The organism is Chitinophaga sp. CF418 (assembly GCF_900142925.1).
In the GTDB taxonomy this organism is placed as follows: Bacteria; Bacteroidota; Bacteroidia; order Chitinophagales; family Chitinophagaceae; genus Chitinophaga.
This window is the reverse complement of sequence record NZ_FRCN01000001.1, coordinates 188,916-208,714: the sequence shown is the minus strand read 5'-3', so window position 1 is coordinate 208,714 and position 19,799 is coordinate 188,916. Positions and strand designations below refer to the sequence as shown.

Here is a 19,799-nt window from a genome sequence, read left to right as displayed (position 1 = left end):
AAAGGGGTAGGTCCTTCGCATCTCATAACCATTCCATCTCCCGTTGTTCATCCCTGTTAGGGAGCCACCATTGTATAGTGTCTGTCCTGAATTAGGGGATGCCTTTTGACCGGATTCGGGGATAAGCGCTTCGTTGCACCAGCTATAACTTTGCCCTGTACCATTTCCCCCAAAAACAGGATACGGAATAAGGTATAACTGTCAAGTATATACAATAACAGACCTCATTAATCAGCAAACAACATTTCAGTAATGACAAAGCACGACCAACAATTAAAAGGCAAAAAGATCCTTTTTGGCACTGTACCTGCCGACGGACATTTTAACCCACTGACCGGACTGGCAAAACATTTACAGGTATCTGGCTGTGATGTACGGTGGTATGCTTCCCCTCTATTTACAAAGAAACTGGAGAAACTGGGTATTCAGCATTATCCCTTTGTAAAAGCAATGGATGTTAACCAGGACAATATCGGCACCATCTTTCCTGAAAGGGCATCCATCAACGATCCCGGTGCAAAGCTGGACTTTGATATGGTGGAAGTTTTCGCCAAAAGATCGTCTGAGTATTATGAAGATATCAAAGACATCTATCAGTCTTTCCCCTTTGATATTATGATCGCAGACTCTGTATTTACTGCTATTCCTTTTGTGAGATCCGGGATGAACATTCCTGTACTTTCAATAGGTATCGTTCCTCTGGCAGAGAACTCTGTTGATCTTGCACCTTATGGCATGGCCATGCCGCCGGCCACTACTGAAGCGGAGCAAGCACAATACGCAGAGTTAAGGAAGCTAATGTCAGATGTGGTGTTCAAAAAGTCGATCGATACATTTGATGCCATCCTGGACGGGTATAATATCCCTCACGAAAGGAGCTTCCTTTTTGATCTGCTGATACGTGAAGCGACTTTATATCTCCAGATAGGAACACCTTCTTTCGAATACGAACGAAGTGATATAGGAAAGAACGTCCGTTTTGTAGGGGCGCTAATGGCGTATTCCGGCAACCAAAAAACAACTCAGTGGTTTGACGAGCGGCTGAAAAAATATAAGAAAGTAGTACTGCTGACACAGGGCACTGTGGAGAAAGATATCAATAAACTGATCATCCCGACGCTGGAAGCCTTTAAGGGTTCTGATGTACTGGTGGTGACTGCAACTGCCAATAATCAGACAGCCGCATTACGAGCGCAATATCCGCACGATAATATCATTGTGGAGGATTATATTCCATTTGACGAGATCATGCCTTATGCCAGCGTTTATATAACAAATGGAGGATATGGCGGTACGCTGTTGAGCATTAAACATAAATTGCCAATGGTAGCTGCCGGTATTCATGAAGGAAAGAGTGAAGTGTGTGCGCGTATAGGCTACTTTAAACTGGGTCTCAACCTGGCTACGGATACGCCTACATCAGAGCAGGTGAAAGATGCGGTGAATAAGGTGCTTACTGACAGCTCTTACAAGGAACATATCACCCGGCTGGCGGATGAAATAAATACATACAATGCGATAGAAACGAGTGCTGGGTATGTTGCCCAGCTGATAAAGGCGCATGCTGCCAGCGAAGTTGCGCAGTAAATATAGCTTGTAGCCATAAATGAAAATAAATGGAGGTTGTATCAGAAGTAATTTGATGCAACCTCCTTTCATCTGATAAGCCAGGCGCGTAACTAATAAGAGCGACAGCGGAAATAGCACCCGGTTTCAGATCGGAATGGCGGGCCTTCGGCTCTCCGGCGATACGACCGATGCTGTCCAATCTATATCCAGCCCCTATTCGCTTGACAACGCTAAATCGACATCCAGAGAGGCGCCGACTGTCATCCCATACTGAAACCGAAGCTACTTAGCGTAAATAAAAAGAGATTATACAACCTCTATTCTTTGGCGGAATGCATTTATAACCCCCAACCATAACGTAACCTGAAAACGCCGGAGGAATTCACTGTAGAAATAGTAATACTGGTACCACTGCCTCCGCGCTTTAACAAGCTATAGGAATCGTTGTCGCGCAAGCCTGGCCAATAAACGCTTGCAATTTTATCGTTCCTGCAAACGTCGCTGGTTGAAACGATATAGGCAATTTCATTATCAGATTGTGAACCATTTTGGTAATCTTTCCCTGAATTCATGGTGGCGCCGAATTCAGTTATAACCGTGCGGTTTCCATAACTACCTATACGGTTTCTCCAGTCGGTCCTCCAATCAGCGGCACTGTGGGTAGCCCAGTAAGCATAGTTATGAAGCCCCAGCAAACAACTGCTAAACCGGCTATCAGCACCAACACCGGTAACATTTTCAGAATAGCCCTGACCATCCAGTATGATTCTGCCTTTTGGAACATTAGGGAAATTTGAAAGGAACTGTGCATATATACCAGTCAATTGACTCAACGTATATCCATGCGGTTCATTAAACGGCTCAAAGTATACATTACTGTTACCCTGGTATTTATTTACAATGGTAGTCCACATATTCCAGAAGTCGGTAGTGTTATCAATTACACCATCCTTCGAGGAGGCGCTTTCCCAGCAGGCGATAATAACTTTCCAACCCTTACTGGTGGCTTTATCAATAGCCCCTGTATAACTTCCCCACCAACTTTCGGCTACAGAAGGCGGATTAACCGGAATGCGTATAGTGTTTACTCCATTTACCGCGCTCGAAAAACCGTTAAGAATAGCATCTGTTTTGGCGGCCACGGTACTATAGCTGTCACTGGCCGTTAAACCAGAGGGGATCACCCAGCCATCTACAAAATTATCTCTTCCGTCGGCCCAATTTAATCCGGAAATACTTGCTGCGCCGACAGATTCAGTGGATACTACAGGAGGATTGGCGTCGTCGGAGGGTTCAACTATCTGATTATTGGTTTTAGTGCAGCTACCCAAAAACAGGATGCAACCTGAAATGTACAGGGCGTTCATTAATTTTTTCATAACAAGTGGTTTTATTGTGAGTACTTAAAGTTACCGGGTATTCTGGAGCGGGAGGGGGGGGATTTTCTTAAAAAAAGAGGGGGAAAATAACAAACTACTACGAGCCTCCGCTTCCGTGATGCCTTTACTAGTTTTGCGCGTCTGGTGCTTCTGTACCCGGGAGATCCGACAGTCCGTCCAATATTCCGGACCTCATTCCCATCAAAAATTCGCGATATTTCGCAAATACGGCATCTTTGCAAAACGCAATGCATTATTTCTCAATGCTTTCCCAAATCGGTACCTCATTCGTTATGTTCCGGGTAAATCATTTTATGCAGGGCTCTAATTTATATATTGCATCCAACCAGCTTTATACTGCCTATGATGCTACACCGGACAGCGTGGATCCCCGCCTGGAAATTCCCTGCCTGCCCGGTCATGGCTATCATACATTCTTTCAGGCGTTGAAAACTTGTACCGGGTTGCGGCTAACGGACATTGAAAAGCAGCAGCTGATGGATGGGTTGCAGTACAGGCGTTTGCGTAGGCGGCAATACTTTTTGCAGGAAGGAGATGTATGCCGGCACCTGGGGTTTATTTTGCGGGGAGCGGCACGGATGTATGCCGTCAATGCAAAAGGGCAGGAGACTATCCTTTGTTTTGATACGGAAAAGAGCTGGCTGGGTGACAGGGAAAGTTTCCATACCGGCAGGCCTTCGGGGTATCATATTGAGGCCCTGGAACAGATGGAGATACTCAGCGGCAGCCGGCAGCAGATCGGGGCGCTGTGCGCTGCTATTCCCGCGTTTCGCGCGTTTTTGGAGCATGATCATCATTGCCAGTTGTCGCGTAGCCAGCTGCGGTTGCACACGGCGCTCGGTATGAGTGCAGAAGAACGGTACCTGGACCTGCTTACTAACTGGCCCGCTTATGTGAAACGGTTTTCGCAGAACATGATCGCCTGTTACCTGGGTATTAAACCAGAGACACTGAGCCGCATCCGGAAGAGCTGGCAGGGACGGTGAGGCTGTCGTTTAACTTAACTGGTAGAGGCCAATGACCTGCGTACCATTTAACAACATAAAGCAATAACAATTCCGGGAGGTGATGGTTACTACCTCGCTTAACTGTCGGGCCCCGGTCTTCAGGAGCATCTGCATGGCCTGGGTAAGATTACCCACCCGGTAGCCGATTACGATATCGCTGTGCTGGAATAAGAAAGGAGGATAACTTGCGCCGGAGCCGTATAATTCAACAATGGTACCATCCGGTAATTGATACACAGTGAGCCCCGGGTCTACCAGGATCTGCCTGGCCTGGAGGTACCCTTCCAGCAATGTTTGCAGGACAGATTGTGTAGTGCGGCTTACTTTTAACAGGATCGTTTTGATACCGAAATGACTTTTCATGTATCAAAGGTCCGGCAATGTTTATGGGCCGCCATTGATGTATCGTAAGATCGGAATTGATTTGGATCAAGTATGGTCAGGAGGGACGGTGGCCTTTGCTGGATTGCTTGCGTACCCGGCTGAGTGTTTCGGGGGTGACGCCCAGGTAAGAAGCGATCATGCCCTGTGGCACCCGCATGACAAGCTGGGGATATTTTTGGAGGAACGCCTGGTATTTTTCTTCAGCACTCAGGCTGAGGAATGTATGGATGCGGCTTTGGGAGGCTATGAAGCTTCTCTGCAGGATGGCATTGACCATGTCATTGAAGGCCGGGATGTCGTTGCAAAGCTGGTCAAAGTTTGTTTTGGTGATCAGGATGATCTCCGCGTCTTCCAGGGCGTCAATGTTGTATGCGGATGGATTGCCGGTTTGCAGGCTTTCGCGGTCGCCGGTCCACCAGTTCTCAGTGGCAAAGTTGAGGATATGCTCGTTGCCTTTATCATCTACGGTATAAGTGCGCAGGCATCCTTTTACGATGAAGGCGTTGTATTTCCATACATCCCCTTCCTGCAGCAGGTACTGCCGTTTGCGCAGTTTCTTGTACTGGCATACGGCCTCGATCTGTACCAGGTCTTCTTCAGTGACATTACTTTTCTCCCGGATGTATTTCCTGAATGCTTCAAACACGTTGTTGGATTTAGATGGGCTGGCGATTGCATGTAAAATTAGGGAAAACAATCCAGCTTTATACATCCACCGGTCAGCCTTTGAAGTAGAGGTCTTTTTTGATCCCCAGTTTTTTGATGCGGGAAGTAAGGGTGCTGGGAGGAAGACCAAGTATTTCGGCGGCGCCGCCATTGCCGAATATTTTACCATTGCATTTTTTCAACACGGAAATGATGTATTCTGCTTCTTTACCGGAAAGGGTTTGGTCCGGCCCATCGCCTGGCAACGGTTTATTTTTCAGTTCGGGAAGATCTGTTTCGGTGATCAGCGGGTTACGGCATTTTATCACGAGGCGCTCCATGAGGTTTTCCAGCTCGCGGATATTGCCTGGCCATTGGTATGCCTTCAGTTTGCGGATGGCGTCCGTACTTAGAGTGGGTGCGGGTAAGCGGCCCATGCGGCTGGCAGCCTGCTCCAGAAAAGCAGTGCTGAGCAAGGGGATATCCTCTTTCCGCTCGCGCAATGCAGGAAGCGTCAAGGGAAATACATTGAGCCGGAAGAACAGGTCCAGCCGGAAGCGGCCTTCCGCGACTTCTTTTTCCAGGTGCTTGTTGGTGGCAGCAATGATCCTTACATCCACTTTCACCACGTTGTTGCCGCCCACATGCTCCAGTTCTTTTTCCTGTAGCACGCGTAGCAGTTTTCCTTGCAGGGCCAGGGGCATTTCGCCTATTTCATCAAGAAATAAAGTGCCGCTATCGGCCTGTTCAAACTTGCCAGTGCGCTTATCATATGCGCCGGTGAAGGCACCTTTTTCATGACCAAATAATTCCGATTCGATCAGCTCCGCTGGGAGGTTGGCACAGTTTACAACCACAAAAGGGCGGCCCTGCCGGGACGAAAGCTGGTGAATGTTCCTTGCCACCAATTCTTTGCCGGTACCGCTTTCTCCCAGCACCAGTACAGACACTGGCGTATTGGCCACGGTTTCTATTTCATCCAGCACATGCAGCAGGCGGGGACTTTTACCCAATAAGCCTTCAAAACGGCTGCTTGCTGCGGTAAGCTCCGGGGCCTTTTTGCTGCCGGTTGCAAAACTCCCATTGGCAGCCTGTATTTTATTGAACAATGCGGTGAGTCCTTTCCGGACGCTGTCCAGCAGGGATAAATGCCGTGCCATGTAAGCGTCCGGCCGCTTGCTGTAGAAGGTCAGTACCACGTCTATTTTACCCAGGGATATCACGTACTGCAGGCAGGCGTTAATATCAAAACGCTCGTGAAGGGCAAGTTCCAGTCCATCCTTCTTCGCCAGGCGGCTGAAGGCGGTGTGGTTGTAAATATGGCTGGCCACCGACGGTTGCAGGGATTGTCGCTGTAACGTGCGGCCTTTGCCCAGCATGGTGACCAGTTCCTGTTTGCCCGCCAGCTGGTATTCGTTGAAACCCACTCTTACAAAGTTGTTGCCTTTGGTAAGGTGTGTGCCCGGGAACAGCAATTCGTAGCCCATGAAATCAAAGGGTACCAGCGCCTGGAAAATGCTGGGCATGAGGGTAAGGGCCTGCTCCAGCCTGAAGTTGTTTTCTACCAGCTGTTGTAACTGGTGCTGTACCGACAGTTCCCGCTGAGAGGCCACTTCCAGATGTTGCTTATGTTTGTTGCGTGCGATGTCCAGCATCATGAGCAGGTCGCGTTCACGTACGGGTTTTACCAGGAACCCATCGGGCTGGGTTTGTTTGGCTATTTCCAGTATACGCTGGTCGGTACTGGCAGAGATGTAGATGAAGCCCACGTTCTGTTCCGTGAGAAATGCCGCGAGGTCTGTACCCATGGCATCGTCCTGCAACAGGATGTCTAACAGCACCCAGGATGGACGATGCTGCAGTACTGCTTTCCGGGCGCCTGCTATGGTGTCTTCGATTGCGCATACCCGGTAGCCGGCCTGCTCCAGCAAGAGGCGCAGGTCATTGGCCAGTACATATTCATCCTCTACAATTAATACATGCTCTTTCATATCCCCGTTGTACAAAATAACAAACTTAAAGACTATCTCGCATCGATGAAGATGAGCAACTGCCGGATTTTTCCGTTTTCAAGTACGAACACGTCCTGGCCTGTTTCCTGCGCGGGCATGTCGGCTGTTCCAAACTGCCAGAACAAGCGCGCTACGTTGTGGTGGCCTTCAATGGGCCGGCGCAAACGGAATGCACGTTCAGGAAATTTTGCCTGCAGGTTGGTGATCAGTTGTTGCAAGTCGCCATGGCCATGCACCACGAAGTGTGGGTCTGTTATTTCCACGTCGTCCGTATACACTTCAGTGATGAGGGTTGCCCGTTTGGCGGCGTCTCTTTCGCTCCAGATGGCAAAGTGTTTTTTAATGAGCTGTTGTTCCCGGAATTCCATATAGCGGTGTTTTTAGTGAGTTGTTTTACACTGCAAAGATTGCTATTGCCGGATGCAATGTTGTTGATTATTGATATAAATTTCCGATGACAAATGTCAATACTATTTCCTGGCTTTTATCATTCCGCCAGCTGGCATGGCATGGTAGGTTTGCGCTATGAAAACAATACAGATCTCCGCATACTACCGTATTTCGCTGCTGGCTGCATTGCTGGCCGTGGGCGGGCGTGCTTTTGCGCAAGACCCAGCGCTGCCACCTACCAATCTTGGTCTTGCAAATGTTTTTGATGGCATTGCCGGAAAACCTGGTTTTGTATACCAGGGCTATGTACAGGTATTCCAGACCCGCGGCATTTATGATCAGCATGGAAAGAAGGCGCCCGTTGCATTGAAAGTAAACTCGCTGGTCACCCTGCATCAACTGATCTATCTTTCAAACGTAAAGGCGCTGGGTGGCAACCTGGGGTTTACTGCCATCTTTCCGCTGGCACAGGTAAGTGCCTCGAATGCTGGTGCTGCGACTCCTTCCACGAATCCAGCGGTGTGGGGAGACCCTATTTTGGGGACTGCGATACAGTGGTCTGACCGCAAGCTTTTCGGGAAGGCTTTTTCCCATCGTACGGAAATGGATATCAGTTTGCCGCTTGGCGCCTACAATACCAGGTATGCCATCAATCCTTCTGCACACCTTTATTCCTTTGGTGTATACCATGCGTTTACATTACTGCTGAATTCAAAGTTCAGTATCAGCTCCCGTAACCAGCTTAATTACAATGCCCGCATAATGGACACCAGGGAGCAACCCGGGGCATTTTACAATGGCAACTACTCCGTGGACTATTCCATCCTGCCTGCGCTGAAAGTAGCAGCTGCGGTGTATTTCCTGGGGCAATTCAACCAGGACCGTTACGATGGGCAGGCCAGCTACTATGCCACTCAGTATGGTATCAGCAACACCCGTGAGCGGGTATTAGGTTATGGCCTCGGGTTGGCGTATTTCTTTCCCCGTGGTGGCTTAATGGAGGTCAAGTCATTTTTTGAAACCGCTGTACAGAACCGGTCCGCCGGTTTCCGGCCCACCTTGCGCGTGGCCATTCCCCTCAGTAAATAGCTACATCATTTTATCCTGCGCTTTTCCGTAGGCGCCGTTTTAAAAAGCCCCGCCGGGAATGGCGGGGCTTTTTGCATTCATGCGTGTTGTTGTTGTTGATATTTATCAATGTCGTTTTCTATTAAATATCAATGTGCAGCGGCTGCCAGTGTTCCAACTTTGTGTCATCAAACAATAACAAAAAAACTTATTTACTATGTCACAAACGATCTTCATCACTGGCACCAGCACCGGCTTTGGTAAACTCACTGCAAAAACGCTGGCACAAGCAGGCTATAATGTATTGGCAGGTATGCGCGGTGTAAAGGGTAAGAATGCCGCAGCAGCTGCAGAATTGGCCCAGCTACCCAACATCTCCGTTATTGAAATTGATATCACAGACGACGCTTCCGTACAACAGGCGTTTGAGCAGGCGTTAAAAACAGCAGGCCGCATCGACGTATTGGTGAACAACGCTGCAGTAAGCGGGTTCGGGTTGATGGAAGCCTATTCAATAGACCAGGTGCGTCGCATGTTTGAAGTGAATGTATACGGTACCCTACGCACTTACCAGGCGGTGTTGCCTGTTATGCGGGCGCAAAAAAGTGGCCTGATCATCAACATTACGTCCGGCGCGAGCGGGCATACATTGCCTTTCATGGTACCTTACCTGGCTTCCAAGTTCGTAGTGGAAAGTATTACGGAAGGTGCCCAGGCGGAACTGGCCGGTTTTAACATTGAGAACGTAAGCATCCAGCCGGGTGTGTATCCTACGGAGATGACCAATGGCGCCAAGACAGGCATTGATGCGGATCGTTCCGATATCATTGATGCTTATGGACCCGGCGCGCAGGAGCAATTCAATGCATTGGGCGCCGCCTTGTTTGGAAAGATGGCGAAGTTCGAAATGAACCCGCAAACCATTGCAGATGGCATTCTGGAGCTCGTGCAAATGAAAGCCGGCACCCGGCCGCTGCGCTTCCCGCTGGACGCTATCGCGCAAGGCACCGATAAAGAATTTATCAACGCCCGCGCAGACATTAAGGCAAAATGGCTGGCGGCATACAGCGAATAAACAGGTTTAACGAATCAACAGCAACAGCAAACGAAATATATGCAACGCATTAGTAAAATGACGGCAATGGTAGCCGTATTGTTTATCACATTGCATGCCGGCGACCTGCATGCGCAGAACAAAGCCGGCCTACAAGGAGTGGACCACGTAGGCATGAATGTGCCTGATCTTCCAGAAGCTATCCGGTTCTTTACGGAGGTGCTGGACTTCACCCCGGTGACTCAGATTGGTCCTGTGCCACTGGATAGTAACTGGAAAAAGATCAATCACATACAACCCGGTACAGGCCCGGTAACAATCCGGATGACGCGCGCAGGCGATGGCGCCAACATCGAATTGTTCTATTATGACCAGGGCCAGGGCAGTAAGCAGCAGCCCGGCGCAGACGACCTTGGCGCTTCGCACATCGCCTTTTACACCACAGATATTAAGGCCAGCATGGCGTGTCTCAAGGCAAAAGGTGTTACTTTTTTGGGGGAACCATTCACTATGCCCTCCGGCGATACGAAAGGGGAGACCTGGGTTTATTTTCTTACACCGTGGGGCGCCAAACTGGAACTGGTATCGTACCAGGATGGAAAAGAATACGAAAAGCATCACCCTGCCGTGCGACTTTGGTCGCCCAGAGATGTGACATCCATTCCGCTGGTTGGTGATACGCTCAGCCATCGGCAGTTGCAAGAGCTGGCGGCCGCCCACCTGCAGCGTTGGAATAACCCTGACGTCGCGGGAAGACTGGCTACCCTAAGCGCGCTCTACGCCAATGATGTGGCATTTGTAGATGCGGGTTATGTGTCTGAAGGACTGCAGGGACTGAATACTTTTATCAGCAACCTGCAACAACAGCACCCGGGTTTCCGCTTTTCGCTGGCCAGGATCGATGCTAATCATAACACCGTACGCTTGTACTGGAACTATGGCGATAAGGCCCATCCTGCGCGCGTAAAAGGCATGGACCTCATTACGGTGAAAAATGGCAGGATTACTTCGCTGTACGCGTTCCTGGATGCAGTAAGCAAATAAAGAATATACTGTATTGCACTTAACACAAAAGGCGTGGCAATACCACGCCTTTTGATTTTGTCTGTGGAATAAGTGTTAGGTTGACTGTTTTGTGCGTTGAAACATCCATGGTCGCTGTCCCCTGTTGAAATGCAATCCAGCCTTTATGCGTATACCTATTGCCGGCAGCACCATGCGGGTGCTACTGATGTGTTTATTATTGCAATGCCTGCATGCCGGGGCACAACAGGCCCGCACAGCCGACAGCCTTAGGGCGCTCCTGGTTAAAAGCCACACGGATACGGCGAAATGCAATGTGTTACAACAACTGGCAGCTTATTACATTAATAAGCCAGGTGCGGAGCAGGAAGATGTCCGCTATGCTACCGGGTATGCCACCCAGGCGCTGGTGCTTGGTAAACAAATTGCTTATGCAGATGGACAGGCGGGTAGCCTGGCCCTGCTGGCGCAGATCTCCCGGGAGAACGGGGATACTGCGAAAGCAAGACAATACGTTGACAAGGCGCTGGTCTTTGCATCCAGCGCATCACCCTGGCCCGCCATGGCAAAAGTATATGAAGAAAAGGCCTTCCAGTTTGACGTTGTTGACCAGCAACAGGTAAAACCCAAAGCGCATTATTATGGCTTGTATGTTGAACAATTAAGATTACATGGGCAACGTGACCTCAAGCTGGCAGACGCTCTCAAATATTACGGGGATGTACTGCGGGCCAATGAGGAATTTGCTAAATCTTTACACTGCCTCAAACAATCCCTTGCATTATACCAGGACCTTCATTACACCCAATTACAGGATGTTTACTGCCTGTTAGGCGGTGTGCTGTATAACCTCGACGATCTACAGGAAGCAATCAAATACCTGCTATTGGCGAAAAAACTGGCGGAAGAGGCCCATGATACATCCGCCGTTATGTATAATATCTACAACCGGTTGGGCATTACTTATGAAGCAGTAGAGCGGTTCCCGGAAGCCGGCACTTATGAAGAAAAAGCTTACCAGGTGGCGGAACGTTTGCACGATAGGGAGGCTATGTCATTCTTTGCAGCCAACCTGGCTGACACCTACACAGAATTGCATCAATACGACAAGGCGCAGCAGGTGATCACCAAAGGCATTGCGCTCACCCCTTCGAACAGGCCCGGGATCTTAAACATGCTGCAGCGCCGCCAGTTCTCCCTTTACATTGAACGCAAGGACTACACGGCTGCCCTGAGATATTTCCCGATAGTAAAACCGATGATGGAAAATCAACAGGTGTGGACGTCTTTGCAGCACAGGATTACCAGTAAAACTGTCCAGATGTTCCTGGCCACCAGGAATTACACGCAGGCAGAAAAATATATCCGCAAAATGGAAGCCTACACCACTACGAATCTTGCCATGCTGGTCCGGAAAACAATCGAGAAACACCGGTTCACATTGGACTCCATGCAGGGGAATTATATCGCCGCTATGCGGCACTACCAGCGGTATATGTTGTATTCAGACTCCATGGCTATGGTAAAGCACGACCGGCAATTGGCGCATCTGAAAGTGGAATATGAAACGGAGCAAAAGGACCGTGACCTGGAGCTGAAGGAAAAGCATATCTCGTTGCTCACGATGGAAACCGATGAGCAGAAAGAACTGATACAACATGAAGCCACCAAACGGAATTTATCCTATGTCATAGGCGCCCTGCTACTGTCGCTGCTCCTGATCAGCGCCTGGGCGTACAACATCAAACGCCGCGCAAACCTGCAGTTAAAACAACAGCAGTTTGAGATCAATCAACGGAACATTACCCTGAAACAGCTGCTCGATGAGCGTGACTGGCTGCTGAAGGAAGTACATCACCGGGTAAAGAACAACCTGCAGATCGTTATCAGCCTGCTTAATTCACAGGCACTCCATCTGCATAACGAAACGGCCCGGCAGGCGCTGCGCGAAAGCAAGAACCGCATGCAGGCCATTTCCCTCATCCACCAGAAACTGTATAAGTCGGATAGCTTTTCCGGCGTAAATATGAATTACTATGTCAGTGAACTAATGGATTTCCTGCAGGATAGTTTTTCTATCCGCGATCTGGTCACCGTGGAGATGGAGCTTGACTATGCGGACCTCGATGTGTCGCAGGCGGTGCCCATCGGGCTTATCATCAACGAGGCGGTGACAAACGCCATCAAATACGCAGTGCCCCACACCGTGCAGCCACGCATCCGCATTCAATTGCATTCCGACGATGAGCAGGTGGCCTTATCGATTAGTGACAACGGTGCTGGGTTTCCGCCCGGTTTTGACCCACAGGCATCGGACTCTTTCGGACTTAGTCTTATCATTGGCCTGGTGCGGCAACTACGGGGTAATGTGACATTCAATAGCGATGCCGGGTTACAGATTGACATGACGTTCCCGCCAAGCCGTATCCTGGTGTAGGTTGATATTAGTCAATGCTGGTTTATAGCTTTTGTCAATGCATCTCCATTGCTGGTAGCGGAATTTTGCACATCACAAAAACAGCTATTGGTATGAAGCACATTAAAAGACAAGCAAGTGGTATTGCAATGGCATTACTGCTTTTATGTACAATGATGATCACGGACGTGATGGGACAACAACACAAGGCATCCATCATCCACAACAAGATCTCCGATGAGGCCTTGGTGAAGCAACTTCCCGGGTTTCGCAATGGTTATGCTACCGTAAACGGTATCAGGATCCACTATGTTATAGGTGGCGCCGGAAAGCCACTGCTGCTGCTTTCCGGCTGGCCGCAAACGTGGTGGTCATTCCATAAAATGATGCCGGCGCTGCAACAACATTATACGGTGATCGCCGTAGATTATCGCGGCATGGGCGCCTCCGGCCGTCCGGCGGATGGTTATGATAAAAAGACGGTGGCGGGCGATATCGCGGCGCTGCTGCAATCCCTTGGTTACCAACAAGCCTTTGTGGCCGGTCATGACATCGGAGCACAGGTGGCGTTTAGTCTTGCGGCCAATCATTCCGGCCTGGTAGAAAAGCTCATCATGATCGATGTGCCCCATCCTGATGAAACGTTTGCCGCCATTCCCATGCTGCCTGCAGCCGGAACACCTACTGACAAACTGGATCCCGCCCGTCCTTATGTGTGGTGGTTTGCATTCAACCAGCTCCATGGTCTCCCGGAAGCTTTGTTGGCAGGACATGCAGCTGTTTTCCAGCAGGCGGTCTTTCATTACCTGTTGAAGAACGATAGCGCCATGTCTGCCTTTGACCACGCTGTATATGCGGCTGCTTATAACACCCCGGACGCCATCCGCGCCGGCAATGCCTGGTACCAGGCATTTACAACCGACATAGAAGATTATAAACATTATGACAAGCTGACGATGCCGGTATTGGCCCTTGGAGGCCCGGGGTATGAGTGGCTCCGGTATACACTCCCGAAAAAAGCGGTGGACGTGACGTTTGTAAAAGTGGAGAACTCCGGGCACTTTGTACCGGAGGAGCAGCCCGTCATAGCAGTGGATGCGATCGTGCGGTTTTTAGGGGAGGAGAAGTAGTAATAAGGTGTAATTTCCTCTGAGCCATATTCAGCATCAGCTGTGAGGCTTTTAAGAACCGTTCTGTAGCTGCTTCGTGTTGTGCTAAATGTGCCGATAAAGTAGTGGTATCTGTCGGATTGGAATAAAGGGGATAATTAACGATATACAAACTATTCCTTTCACTTCACATAAAAAAAAGAGGCTGCATCATGATTAATGATGCAGCCTCTTGTATTCAGTGGGAGTTGACGGATTCGAACCATCGACCCTCTGCTTGTAAGGCAGATGCTCTGAACCAGCTGAGCTAAACTCCCTTGAAGAAAAAAATCAGTGAAAAACTTAAAGAGTGGGAGTTGGCGGATTCGAACCGTCGACCCTCTGCTTGTAAGGCAGATGCTCTGAACCAGCTGAGCTAAACTCCCTCTTTTTTCTTCGTTACCGTCAGGCCTTTCGTCTGATGGGATTGCAAAGGTATAAACTATTTTTATTCTACCAAATTTTTTTGAGAAGATTTTAAAAAAAGTAAGTGTCCTCTAAACTTATACTACTCTAAAATGCTTTGCTGTAAAGGGTTTTAGGCGATTGTATTTATAAACAGATCACTATTTCAACTCCCAATCTATCAGCTGATTTGTCCATTCAAGACGGTAAGGTGTGGTCACTTTAATATAGTTATCAGTGTATCCTTCCATCATACCATCCTTGCCATGTTTTTCAAACAACACTTTCCTTGTTTCACCAACATGCTGTTCATTGAAATATTGTTGTTTCTTATGGCTCAGGTTACGCAGCAACTTATTGCGCTCATTCCTTACGTTCACAGGTACCACCGGGCTGATATCAAGCGCAGCGGTGTTGGCGCGTTCAGAATAAGTGAATACATGCAGATAACTAACGTCCAGGGAATGCAGGAAATCATACGTTTCCTGGAAATGTGCATCAGATTCTGCCGGGAAGCCTACTATCACATCTACACCAATGGCGCAATGTGGCATAAACTGTTTGATCAGGGCAACTTTTTCCGCATACAGTTCACGGCGGTAACGGCGGCGCATCAGGCCCAGTATATCATTACTACCACTCTGCAGGGGAATATGGAAATGAGGCATGAACTTTTTGCTGTTGGCTACAAATTCGATGATCTCATTGCTCAGCAGGTTGGGTTCTATGGAAGAGATGCGGTAACGCGCTATGCCTTCCACTTTATCCAGTTCCTGTATCAGCTCAAAGAAGGTTTCTTCTCTTTTCTTACCACCTTCCAGGCCCTTGCCAAAGTCTCCCAGGTTAATGCCTGTCAGCACGATCTCTTTCACACCGCTGGCTGCCAGGGAATGGGCATGCTCCACCACACTGGCTACACTGTCGCTACGGCTTTTGCCACGCGCCATGGGAATGGTACAGAAAGAGCAGGTATAGTCACAGCCGTCCTGCACCTTCAGAAAGGTACGGGTACGGTCGTTCAGTGAATAAGAGGCATGGAAGGTGTTCACGTCTTCGATATCGCAGGAGCAGATCTTTGCGCTATCGCCTTTGGTGAGTGTTTTCAGATGATCTACGATATTGAACTTCTCTGCCGCCCCCAATACCAGGTCAACTCCTTCAATTTCAGCGATTTCCTTGGGTTTTAACTGCGCATAGCAGCCGGTGATCACGATCATGCTTTCAGGAGCCCTGCGCTGGATACGGCGCACCAGGTGCCGGCACTCTTTATCCGCATTGTCGGTAACAGAGCAGGTATTGATCACATATACATCGGCCTGTTCCTCAAAATCCGTCTTCACAAATCCATCCTGTTCCAGCAGCCTGCTCAGGGAGGAGGTTTCTGAAAAATTCAGCTTACAGCCGAGGGTATGAAATGCTACTTTTTTACCTGTTGTCATAAGGAGGGCAAAGGTAGCACCTTTTTTTTATACTGAATATGTTGCCAAAATTGTATAGATTGCCGCCCGGCAGAGCAAATGCTGAAATATTTTGTAACAGAGCGTAACCATGAAATCTAAGGGCAAGTATGTACCTATGTTGTTATTGGGACTATTGTTGTGGCTGGCCTGGCAGCAACAATGGTGGAAAGGACCACAGCGTCAACCGCGTGTGTCTGCTCCGGGTAACACAAGCATCACCAGGGCAAATCAAAAAAATTCCAATACCAATGGCAGCGACCCTGCAATTCTCAACCGGCATGCCCATCTGAAGTATACCCGTCACGCCAGATGCCGGATGGCCTGCCGCCATGTAACCGAAGAAGAAGTAGTTGAGATCCTGGAAACAGGGCGTGTAAATACCGAGAAATCCAATCCCCACGACGAACCTTGCCCGACCTATGCACTGGAAGGTTATTCTGAAGAAGGACAACACCTCCGGGTGGTCTTCGCACCCTGTGAAGATACTACCAGCGTAGTGACCTGCATTGATCTGGACAAGGACTGGTCTTGCAGCTGTAATTAGGTATTTCCATCAGTAAGCAGTAATTTTCCGGCTTGATCCGACTATTAAAGAGACTGGCATTATTATGAAGTTATTGCTCAAGCCGTTACATGTAGTGTATATCATATATGCTGCAATTGTTTTTCTTGGTATTATGTTCCTCATCCTTCCGCCCATTTTTGTGGCTTCTTTCTTTGGAAGGGTAAAAGGAGGGAACGTTGTCTTCTATTTCCTGCGCTTCTGGTCTCACACATGGTTTCCTGCAGTCGGTATAAGGGTGAAAAGGATTTATAAGCATAACAGGAAAGATAAAACCCCTTACCTGTATGTAGTGAACCACCGCTCCTACCTCGACGCCGCACTCGCCGTACAGGTGATGCGCCTGCCTTTCCGCCCCCTGGGAAAGATAGAAATGAAAAAGATCCCGTTTTTCGGGTTTATTTATAAACAATCTGTTGTACTGGTAGACCGCTCGGACGCCAAAGCCCGTTCCCGCAGTGTAAGGGAGATGATCGCCGCCATTAGGGAAGGTATCTCTATCCTCATCTTTCCTGAAGGAACTACCAACGGAACCGATAAGCCGCTGCAGCCATTCCATAATGGCGCTTTCCGTATAGCCATTGAAACGCAGACGCCTATTCAGCCTGTCCTGTATCTCGATAACGGAGACCGCCTCCACGCTAATGGGTTCAACCTGAATCCCGGTCGCTGCAGGGTGGTATACCTGCCTCCTGTACCTGTCACCGGACTGACAATGGAAGACCTGCCAACCCTGAAACAACGGGTGTTTGACATTATGGAACGGGAATTGAAAGCTAGTGTATAACATTTACAAATGAAGTTTGCTGACGTCATACTGCCATTGGCTCTGCCGAAGAATTACACCTACTCGGTGCCTCCCCACATGGAGGAATCCCTGAAGGTAGGCAGCCGTGTGGCCGTACAACTGGGCAAACAGAAGAAATATGCAGGTATTGTAAAGGCCATTCACGAACAGGCTCCCGCTGACTATAAAACCAAACCGCTGCTGGATATGCTGGATAAAGATCCGGTAGTATATCCTACACAGCTGTCATTCTGGCAATGGCTGTCATCCTATTACATGTGCAGCGAAGGGGAAGTGCTGAATGCCGCCTTACCTGCCCACCTGAAGCTCTCCAGCGAGACGTTACTGCTTTTCAACGACGCCTACGGCGATGATTTCACCGGCCTGGATGATGATGAATACCTGGTAGCAGAAGCCCTGCATATACGAAAAGAACTGAGAATTGACGAAGTACAGCTGATACTCGATAAGTCAGACGTATACTCTACCATCAAGAAGCTGATAGAGAAGAAAGTACTGCTGGTATATGAAGAGCTGAAAGAGGTATACAAGGAGAAGAAAGAGAATTATGTGCAGCTGCATGCACAATACGAAGATGAGGAACTACTGGCGCCGCTCTTCAATGAACTATCCCGCGCGCCCAAGCAGATGGAACTGCTGCTGGCTTACCTGCACCTGATAAAAACACAGGGCAGCGTGCTGCAGAGTGAACTGCTGAAAAAATCAGGCGCTACCACAGCACAGCTAAAAGGACTGGTGGACAAAAACGTGGTGTGGATAGAACAGCGGGTGGTAGACCGTGTGCCAGGCAATGGTAAAGCAGAGACACAGATTGACTTTGAGCTTAGCCCCGCACAGGAGAAAGCCCTGGCGGAAGTACGCAACAGCTTTGCTGCCAGACCGGTAACATTACTGCACGGTGTTACCTCCAGTGGTAAAACACAGTTGTATATAAAACTGATCGAAGAGTATGTAGCCAGCGGTAAACAGGTACTATATCTTCTGCCGGAAATAGCCCTGACCGCACAGATCGTCCGCCGCCTGCAGAAACACTTTGGAAAGAAGATCGGGATCTATCATTCCCGCTTTAATAATAACGAAAGGGTAGAGATCTGGAACAAGGTAAAGACCGGCGAACTGCAGATACTGCTGGGCGCACGTTCCAGTCTGTTACTGCCTTTCCGTGATCTGGGCATGATCATCCTGGATGAAGAACATGATACCTCCTACAAACAACAGGACCCTGCCCCCCGTTATCATGCCAGGGATGCAGCTATCTATTACGCCGGATTGTTTGGTGCAAAGGTATTGCTGGGTTCCGCTACGCCCTCCCTGGAATCCTATTTCAATGCACAGCAGGGGAAATATGGACTGGTGGAACTGATGGAGCGTTTCGGCGGACTGGAAATGCCGGAAATAGAAATTGTGGATGTAAAGAAGGAACGCGCGGAAAAGAATATGCAGGAAAACTTCACGCCACAGTTGAATGCCGCTATCAATAACAGTATGGCGGCCGAGAAGCAGGTAATCCTTTTCCAGAACAGGCGTGGGTATGCGCCCTTCCTGATGTGTACTACCTGTGGCTGGATACCCAATTGCAAAAACTGTGATGTTTCCCTGACCTATCACCGTAACCAGGATAAACTGCATTGTCACTATTGCGGTACCCGCTATCCTTATCCGCAGACCTGTGCGGCCTGCGGCAGCCAGACGCTCATTCCCAAGAGCTTTGGTACAGAAAAGATAGAGGATGATCTGCAACAGCTTTTCCCGAAGGCGCGCATAGCCCGTATGGATATGGATGCCGTGCGTAACAAGGATAGTCACAACAAGATGATCCAGCTGCTGGAACAACGAGGTATAGACATCCTGGTGGGGACGCAGATGGTGGTGAAAGGACTGGACTTTGAAAACGTGAACCTGGTAGGGATATTAAGTGCAGATAGTTTACTGAGCTTCCCCGACTTCCGCGTGAATGAAAGGGCTTTTCAGCTGATGGAACAGGTGAGTGGCCGTGCCGGTAGAAAACATGGCAAGGGAAAAGTGATCATACAGGCCAGCAATACACGACATCCTATATTGCATTATGTCACCACCCATGACTATAAGGCGATGTATGCAGCGGAAATAGCCGAACGGGAACGTTTTGGTTATCCGCCTTTTTACAGGCTGTTGAAGATTACGCTCAAACATAAAAATCAGCAAACGGTAGAACAGGCAGCACAGGTATTGGGCAACTGGCTGCGGCCTCATATCGGGCCAAGGCTGGTAGGGCCGGCGGTACCACTGGTAGGCCGTGTACGCAATAACTACCTGCAGGAAATGCTGATCAAGTTACCCCGCGATACGAAAGTCATCGCTAATACCAAACGGTTGCTGCAGGAGCATTTTATCAAACTGCTGGCAGAAAAGCAGTTCCGTTCAGTGATCATCGTGCCGGATGTAGATTGTACATGATGTGAATGGTAC

General features: G+C 49.0%; 16 protein-coding genes and 2 tRNA genes. 10 read left to right on the top strand and 8 right to left on the bottom strand.

What is annotated here, in order from left to right; genetic code table 11:
• Window positions 1-252 precede the first annotated feature (252 nt).
• Entirely contained in the window at window positions 253-1,587 is a 1,335-nt protein-coding gene (locus F3I09_RS00915) for a glycosyltransferase (RefSeq protein WP_149693162.1), read from the top strand.
• 320 nt (window positions 1,588-1,907) lie between these two features.
• Here the strand turns inward: F3I09_RS00915 and F3I09_RS00910 are convergent, their stop codons facing one another.
• Entirely contained in the window at window positions 1,908-2,948 is a 1,041-nt protein-coding gene (locus F3I09_RS00910; protein WP_149693161.1) for a cellulase family glycosylhydrolase, read from the bottom strand.
• Between the two features lie 314 nt (window positions 2,949-3,262).
• Here F3I09_RS00910 and F3I09_RS00905 point away from each other — a divergent pair, with 314 nt between their 5' ends.
• Window positions 3,263-3,955, top strand: coding sequence for a Crp/Fnr family transcriptional regulator (locus F3I09_RS00905; protein WP_188133632.1), 693 nt, complete (start codon window positions 3,263-3,265; stop codon window positions 3,953-3,955).
• A gap of 9 nt (window positions 3,956-3,964) precedes the next feature.
• On the opposite strand, the gene F3I09_RS00900 is transcribed toward F3I09_RS00905, so the two are convergent.
• From F3I09_RS00900 to F3I09_RS00885, 4 genes are all read right to left on the bottom strand, one after another.
• Window positions 3,965-4,339, bottom strand: a complete 375-nt coding sequence (locus F3I09_RS00900; RefSeq protein WP_149693159.1) for a hypothetical protein — start codon at window positions 4,337-4,339, stop codon at window positions 3,965-3,967.
• Window positions 4,340-4,415: 76 nt separating this feature from the next.
• The gene (locus F3I09_RS00895; protein ID WP_149693158.1) at window positions 4,416-5,006 is read right to left on the bottom strand and encodes a Crp/Fnr family transcriptional regulator; all 591 of its coding nucleotides are present in this window, start codon (window positions 5,004-5,006) and stop codon (window positions 4,416-4,418) included.
• Window positions 5,007-5,079: 73 nt separating this feature from the next.
• Window positions 5,080-6,996 carry a sigma 54-interacting transcriptional regulator gene (locus tag F3I09_RS34670; protein ID WP_149693157.1) on the bottom strand — a complete coding sequence of 639 codons (1,917 nt, stop codon included), beginning with the start codon at window positions 6,994-6,996 and terminating at the stop codon, window positions 5,080-5,082.
• 32 nt (window positions 6,997-7,028) lie between these two features.
• Complete coding sequence (locus tag F3I09_RS00885) at window positions 7,029-7,385, bottom strand: nuclear transport factor 2 family protein (RefSeq protein WP_149693156.1); 357 nt, start codon at window positions 7,383-7,385, stop codon at window positions 7,029-7,031.
• A 157-nt stretch (window positions 7,386-7,542) separates the two neighbouring features.
• On the opposite strand from F3I09_RS00885, the gene F3I09_RS00880 reads away from it, so the two are divergent.
• The 5 genes from F3I09_RS00880 to F3I09_RS00860 all read left to right on the top strand — a co-directional run bounded on the left by F3I09_RS00880 (window position 7,543) and on the right by F3I09_RS00860 (window position 14,098).
• On the top strand, window positions 7,543-8,496 hold the full coding sequence (locus tag F3I09_RS00880) for a transporter (RefSeq protein WP_149693155.1): 954 nt from the start codon (window positions 7,543-7,545) through the stop codon (window positions 8,494-8,496).
• Between the two features lie 196 nt (window positions 8,497-8,692).
• Window positions 8,693-9,550, top strand: coding sequence for an SDR family oxidoreductase (locus F3I09_RS00875; protein WP_149693154.1), 858 nt, complete (start codon window positions 8,693-8,695; stop codon window positions 9,548-9,550).
• Window positions 9,551-9,589: 39 nt separating this feature from the next.
• On the top strand, window positions 9,590-10,573 hold the full coding sequence (locus tag F3I09_RS00870; RefSeq protein ID WP_149693153.1) for a VOC family protein: 984 nt from the start codon (window positions 9,590-9,592) through the stop codon (window positions 10,571-10,573).
• 145 nt (window positions 10,574-10,718) lie between these two features.
• Complete coding sequence (locus tag F3I09_RS00865; RefSeq protein WP_149693152.1) at window positions 10,719-12,989, top strand: histidine kinase dimerization/phosphoacceptor domain -containing protein; 2,271 nt, start codon at window positions 10,719-10,721, stop codon at window positions 12,987-12,989.
• Window positions 12,990-13,081: 92 nt separating this feature from the next.
• Window positions 13,082-14,098: an alpha/beta fold hydrolase gene (locus F3I09_RS00860; protein WP_223233096.1), complete on the top strand. Its 1,017-nt coding sequence runs from the start codon at window positions 13,082-13,084 to the stop codon at window positions 14,096-14,098.
• Window positions 14,099-14,319: 221 nt separating this feature from the next.
• On the opposite strand, the gene F3I09_RS00855 is transcribed toward F3I09_RS00860, so the two are convergent.
• From F3I09_RS00855 to mtaB, 3 genes are all read right to left on the bottom strand, one after another.
• Window positions 14,320-14,394: transfer RNA gene (locus F3I09_RS00855), tRNA-Val, on the bottom strand.
• Between the two features lie 33 nt (window positions 14,395-14,427).
• Window positions 14,428-14,502: transfer RNA gene (locus tag F3I09_RS00850), tRNA-Val, on the bottom strand.
• A 180-nt stretch (window positions 14,503-14,682) separates the two neighbouring features.
• Window positions 14,683-15,960: a tRNA (N(6)-L-threonylcarbamoyladenosine(37)-C(2))-methylthiotransferase MtaB gene (gene mtaB, locus F3I09_RS00845; RefSeq protein ID WP_149693150.1), complete on the bottom strand. Its 1,278-nt coding sequence runs from the start codon at window positions 15,958-15,960 to the stop codon at window positions 14,683-14,685.
• Window positions 15,961-16,069: 109 nt separating this feature from the next.
• Between mtaB and F3I09_RS00840 the strand changes: the two genes are divergently transcribed.
• The 3 genes from F3I09_RS00840 to priA all read left to right on the top strand — a co-directional run bounded on the left by F3I09_RS00840 (window position 16,070) and on the right by priA (window position 19,787).
• Window positions 16,070-16,525 (top strand): DUF4258 domain-containing protein, encoded by a 456-nt coding sequence (locus F3I09_RS00840; protein WP_149693149.1) that lies wholly within the window; start codon window positions 16,070-16,072, stop codon window positions 16,523-16,525.
• A gap of 64 nt (window positions 16,526-16,589) precedes the next feature.
• Window positions 16,590-17,330, top strand: a complete 741-nt coding sequence (locus F3I09_RS00835; protein WP_149693148.1) for a 1-acyl-sn-glycerol-3-phosphate acyltransferase — start codon at window positions 16,590-16,592, stop codon at window positions 17,328-17,330.
• A gap of 9 nt (window positions 17,331-17,339) precedes the next feature.
• Window positions 17,340-19,787, top strand: a complete 2,448-nt coding sequence (gene priA, locus F3I09_RS00830) for a primosomal protein N' (RefSeq protein ID WP_149693147.1) — start codon at window positions 17,340-17,342, stop codon at window positions 19,785-19,787.
• The last annotated feature ends 12 nt before the right edge of the window (window positions 19,788-19,799 follow it).

What these genes read in the sequence shown, in the direction of transcription:
- F3I09_RS00915 (WP_149693162.1), top strand. Translation starts at nt 253, where the DNA reads ATGACAAAGCACGACCAACAATTAAAAGGCAAAAAGATCCTTTTTGGC.
- F3I09_RS00910 (WP_149693161.1), bottom strand. Translation starts at nt 2,948, where the DNA reads ATGAAAAAATTAATGAACGCCCTGTACATTTCAGGTTGCATCCTGTTT.
- F3I09_RS00905 (WP_188133632.1), top strand. Translation starts at nt 3,263, where the DNA reads ATGCAGGGCTCTAATTTATATATTGCATCCAACCAGCTTTATACTGCC.
- F3I09_RS00900 (WP_149693159.1), bottom strand. Translation starts at nt 4,339, where the DNA reads ATGAAAAGTCATTTCGGTATCAAAACGATCCTGTTAAAAGTAAGCCGC.
- F3I09_RS34670 (WP_149693157.1), bottom strand. Translation starts at nt 6,996, where the DNA reads ATGAAAGAGCATGTATTAATTGTAGAGGATGAATATGTACTGGCCAAT.
- F3I09_RS00885 (WP_149693156.1), bottom strand. Translation starts at nt 7,385, where the DNA reads ATGGAATTCCGGGAACAACAGCTCATTAAAAAACACTTTGCCATCTGG.
- F3I09_RS00880 (WP_149693155.1), top strand. Translation starts at nt 7,543, where the DNA reads ATGAAAACAATACAGATCTCCGCATACTACCGTATTTCGCTGCTGGCT.
- F3I09_RS00875 (WP_149693154.1), top strand. Translation starts at nt 8,693, where the DNA reads ATGTCACAAACGATCTTCATCACTGGCACCAGCACCGGCTTTGGTAAA.
- F3I09_RS00870 (WP_149693153.1), top strand. Translation starts at nt 9,590, where the DNA reads ATGCAACGCATTAGTAAAATGACGGCAATGGTAGCCGTATTGTTTATC.
- F3I09_RS00865 (WP_149693152.1), top strand. Translation starts at nt 10,719, where the DNA reads ATGCGTATACCTATTGCCGGCAGCACCATGCGGGTGCTACTGATGTGT.
- F3I09_RS00860 (WP_223233096.1), top strand. Translation starts at nt 13,082, where the DNA reads ATGAAGCACATTAAAAGACAAGCAAGTGGTATTGCAATGGCATTACTG.
- mtaB (WP_149693150.1), bottom strand. Translation starts at nt 15,960, where the DNA reads ATGACAACAGGTAAAAAAGTAGCATTTCATACCCTCGGCTGTAAGCTG.
- F3I09_RS00840 (WP_149693149.1), top strand. Translation starts at nt 16,070, where the DNA reads ATGAAATCTAAGGGCAAGTATGTACCTATGTTGTTATTGGGACTATTG.
- F3I09_RS00835 (WP_149693148.1), top strand. Translation starts at nt 16,590, where the DNA reads ATGAAGTTATTGCTCAAGCCGTTACATGTAGTGTATATCATATATGCT.
- priA (WP_149693147.1), top strand. Translation starts at nt 17,340, where the DNA reads ATGAAGTTTGCTGACGTCATACTGCCATTGGCTCTGCCGAAGAATTAC.